This is a genomic window from Phenylobacterium sp. (assembly GCF_030645195.1).
Lineage (GTDB): Bacteria > Pseudomonadota > Alphaproteobacteria > Caulobacterales > Caulobacteraceae > Phenylobacterium.
The window spans coordinates 1-3,564 of the sequence record NZ_JAUSLW010000172.1 but is presented as its reverse complement, the minus strand read 5'-3'; the positions used below and the strand labels follow the sequence as shown (position 1 = coordinate 3,564).

Below are 3,564 nucleotides of genomic sequence, written 5' to 3'. Positions count from 1 at the left end.
GCCTCGATGGCGAAGTCGGGAAGGATCATAGGGGACTTTTCGAAAACGGCCGCGATTGACGGCGAAAGCTATGGTCGCATACCTAGGCGCGCGCGGACCTGTCGCCAAGCGTCCGCCGCCGGAGAGTTGCATCATGGCCCGCAAAGCCGTTCCCGTCCCCAACCAGGGCGCCCATGCCGAACCCATGCCCGCCAAGGGGGCCTTGGCCGCCAACCTACCCGCCCCGGAAACGGTGGTGGTGCGGACCGGCCGCATCGCCTGCGACGGCGTCGGCGGGGCGCTGGGCCATCCGCGGGTCTGGCTGGAGATGGGGGAGGCCACCTTCGTCGAATGCCCCTATTGCGACCGCCGCTTCGTGCTGGCCGCCGGGACCGAGGGCCCCGAGGACGAGCGCCTGGCGCCCGGCGTCTATGAGGGCCCGCACGGGCACTAATTTCCAGGCCTTGTCGGAGTCCGTTCTCCGCGAGCATGTCACGGCGGCGCTTCCTATATCGTCCTGACGATAAGAGGAGACGTCCATGAGCCAAGCCGCCGCCTTCAAGGCCCTGCACTCAGGCCCCGAGATCCTGGTCCTGCCCAACGCCTGGGACGCCGCCAGCGCCGCGATCATGGAGGACGCCGGCGCCAGGGCCGTGGCCACTTCCAGCGCCGCGGTGGCCTGGGCCCACGGCTATGCCGACGGGGATTTCTTCCCCGTTCCCCTGGTGCTGACCGCCATCGCCGAGATGAGCCGCGTCCTGAAGGTCCCGCTCACCGCCGACATCGAGGGCGGCTATACCGACGACCTTTCCCAGCTTTCCGAAACCATCAAGGCGGTGGTGGGGGCCGGCGCCGTGGGGATCAATCTGGAGGACGGCAAGCGCGACCCGGCCCTGCACGCCCGCAAGATCGAGGCGGCCCGCAAGGCCGCCGATCAGGCCGGCGTCGCCCTGTTCATCAACGCCCGCACCGACGTCTATCTGAAGGGGCTGATGGAGGGCGAGGCCGCCCAGGCCGAGGTGATCGCGCGCGCCAGGACCTACGCGGCCGCCGGCGCCGATGGCGTTTTCGTACCCGGTCCCACCGACGAGGCCCTTCTGACCACCTTCGCCAAGGAGATCGCCCTGCCGGTCAACGCCATGGCCCGCCCCGGCCTGCCCAGCGCCGCGAGGCTGCAGGCGGCGGGGCTGCGGCGGCTGTCCTCGGGCGGCGGCCTGTTCGCCGCGGCCTATGGGACGCTCGCCCGGGCCACGGCGGCCTATCTGAAGGATGGCGAGTCCGACCCCCTCGCGCCGCTCTCCGAGGGCCTGCCCAGCTTCAACAAGTGGTTCGGTTGACTCAAAACCCGCTCATCCCGGCGAAGGGCTAGGGGCGTTCTTCGCCCTCGTCGGCCGCGTCGCCGTCGATCTCAACCGGTCGCACCGCGATAAGCTTACCCTCGCTCATCCGCACCTCGGGCACGGCCTCGCGGGTGAAGGGCAGCCACCAGCTGGCGCCCATGGGCGGCTGGACCTCGATCAGGTCGCCGGCCCCGAAGTCCGAGACGGTCTTGACGGTCCCCAGGGCCTGGCCCTCTGGGGTCTCGATGGCCAGGCCGATCAGGTCGGCCAGGTAGAACTCGTCCTCGTCCGGCGGCGGCAGGCTGTCGCGGGAGACGAAGAGGGTCAGGCCACGCAGCGCCTCGGCCTGGTCGCGGGTGTCGACGCCCTTGGCGCGGGCGATGATCGCCCCCTTCACCGGCCGGGCCGTCGTGATGGTCAGGCCCGGAGACCCGTCCTGGCGCAGCAGGACCTTGTAGGTCGCCAGCGCCAGGGGATCCTCGGTGAAGGTGGTGATGCGAATCTCCCCGCGCACGCCGAAGGCTCCGGCGACGCGGGCGACCTGGAGGAGGCGGTCAGCCATGGGACTTACCGCCTCCCGCCCAAGCCTCAGCCTTCGGTCTTTTCGTCGGCGGCGGCCTCGGCGGCCGGCTCGGCGGCGGCTTCAGCGGCCGGAGCGGCTTCAGCGGCCGGGGCCTCTTCAGCAGCCGGCGCGGCTTCCGCGGCGGGGGCTTCTTCGGCGGCGGGCGCCTCGGCGGCCGGGGCTTCAGCGGCCGGGGCTTCCGGAGCGGCTTCCACGACGGGTTCCGGCTCGGGCGCCGGGGCGTTCTTGGCTTCTTCCAGGGCCGCGGCGGCGGCGGCGTCGCGCTGGGCGCGCTCTTCGGTGCGCTCGACGGCCTTCTTGCCGGGCTTGCCCTTGTTGGGGTTGTTGCCGTGTTCCCACTTCACGACGCCGGCCTGGGCCAGGAAGCGCGCGACGCGGTCGGTGGGCTGGGCGCCCTTGGCGATCCAGGCCTGGATGGACTCCAGCTTCAGGGTGACGCGGGTCGGGTCGTCACGCTTCAGCAGCGGGTTGTAGGTGCCCACCTTCTCGATGAAACGGCCGTCGCGGGGCGAGTGGCTGTCGGCGACGACGATGGAGTAGTAGGGGCGCTTCTTGGCGCCGCCACGGGCGAGACGGATCTTCAGCATGGTCTAGTCCTTGTTATCTCTAGGATTTCTTGAAGGGATTGAAGCCGGGGGGCAGGCCGCCGCCCAGGCCGGGAAGTTTGGGGCCGCCATCGCCGAGGCCGGGCGGCTTGCCCCCGCCCGCGGCCATCTTGCCGAGTTCTTCGAGTTGGTTCTGGTCGGGCATGGCTAGCTTGCCGCCGCCGAGCGCCTTCAGCCGGTCCATGCCGCCGCCGCCGCCCATCATGCCAGCCATGCGGGCGAAGCCCTTGCCGCCGTCCTTGCTCATCATCTTGAAGGCGTCGGCCATCTGGCGATGCTGCTTCAGGAGACGATTGACCTCCGAGACGTCCACCCCGGCGCCCTTGGCGATGCGGCGCTTGCGCGAGGCGGCCAGGATGTCGGGCTTCTTGCGCTCCAGCTTGGTCATCGAGGAGATGATGGCCGCCTGGCGGTCCAGGGCCTTGTCGGAGATGTTGGCGTCGGCGATCTGCTTCTTCATCTTCTGGACGCCGGGCAGGAAGCCCATCAGCCCCTCCATGCCGCCCATCTTCTTCATCTGGGCGAACTGGTCGGCCATCATGTCCAGGTCGAACTGGCCCTTGGCCAGCTTCTTGGCCATGGCCTCGGCCTTGGCGACGTCGAGGTCGGCGCTGGCCTTCTCCACCAGGGCGACCACGTCGCCCTGGCCCAGGATGCGGCCGGCCACCCGGGCGGCGTCGAAGACGTCCAGGCCGTCGATCTTCTCCGAGACGCCCAGGAACTTGATGGGCAGGCCGGTGACCGCGCGCATGGAGAGCGCCGCCCCGCCGCGGCCGTCGCCGTCGGCGCGGGTCAGCACCAGGCCGGTGAGCGGCAGGCGCTCATGGAAGGCCTTGGCGGTGCGCACTGCGTCCTGGCCGGTGAGGCTGTCGGCCACCAGCAGGGTCTCGGAGGGGTTCGAAATCCGCGCGATCTGGGCGGCCTCGCTCATCATCGCCTCGTCGAGCGTCGTGCGCCCGGCGGTGTCGAGGATGAGGATGTCGTAGCCCTGCAGCTTGGCGGCGCTCATGGCGCGCCGGGCGATATCCGGGGCGCTCTGGCCGGCCACGATGGGCAG

At 70.5% G+C, this 3,564-nt stretch carries 5 protein-coding genes; 2 read left to right on the top strand and 3 right to left on the bottom strand.

Annotated elements, in window-relative coordinates:
* The first annotated feature begins 184 nt into the window (after positions 1-184).
* Positions 185-433: a zinc-finger domain-containing protein gene (locus Q7T09_RS14265; protein ID WP_304700554.1), complete on the top strand. Its 249-nt coding sequence runs from the start codon at positions 185-187 to the stop codon at positions 431-433.
* 85 nt (positions 434-518) lie between these two features.
* Positions 519-1,316: an isocitrate lyase/phosphoenolpyruvate mutase family protein gene (locus Q7T09_RS14260; protein WP_304700553.1), complete on the top strand. Its 798-nt coding sequence runs from the start codon at positions 519-521 to the stop codon at positions 1,314-1,316.
* Positions 1,317-1,344: 28 nt separating this feature from the next.
* Here the strand turns inward: Q7T09_RS14260 and rimM are convergent, their stop codons facing one another.
* The 3 genes from rimM to Q7T09_RS14245 all read right to left on the bottom strand — a co-directional run.
* Positions 1,345-1,881 (bottom strand): ribosome maturation factor RimM, encoded by a 537-nt coding sequence (rimM, locus tag Q7T09_RS14255; RefSeq protein ID WP_304700552.1) that lies wholly within the window; start codon positions 1,879-1,881, stop codon positions 1,345-1,347.
* A 26-nt stretch (positions 1,882-1,907) separates the two neighbouring features.
* Positions 1,908-2,489: a 30S ribosomal protein S16 gene (gene rpsP, locus Q7T09_RS14250; protein WP_304700551.1), complete on the bottom strand. Its 582-nt coding sequence runs from the start codon at positions 2,487-2,489 to the stop codon at positions 1,908-1,910.
* A gap of 19 nt (positions 2,490-2,508) precedes the next feature.
* Positions 2,509-3,564 (bottom strand): signal recognition particle protein (locus tag Q7T09_RS14245; RefSeq protein ID WP_304700550.1); only part of this gene is annotated, 1,056 nt, incomplete at its 5' end.

Bases quoted from the DNA above. Each gene is read 5' to 3' on its own strand.
- Q7T09_RS14260 (WP_304700553.1), top strand. From the start codon at position 519: ATGAGCCAAGCCGCCGCCTTCAAGGCCCTGCACTCAGGCCCCGAGATC.
- rpsP (WP_304700551.1), bottom strand. From the start codon at position 2,489: ATGCTGAAGATCCGTCTCGCCCGTGGCGGCGCCAAGAAGCGCCCCTAC.
- rimM (WP_304700552.1), bottom strand. From the start codon at position 1,881: ATGGCTGACCGCCTCCTCCAGGTCGCCCGCGTCGCCGGAGCCTTCGGC.
- Q7T09_RS14265 (WP_304700554.1), top strand. From the start codon at position 185: ATGCCCGCCAAGGGGGCCTTGGCCGCCAACCTACCCGCCCCGGAAACG.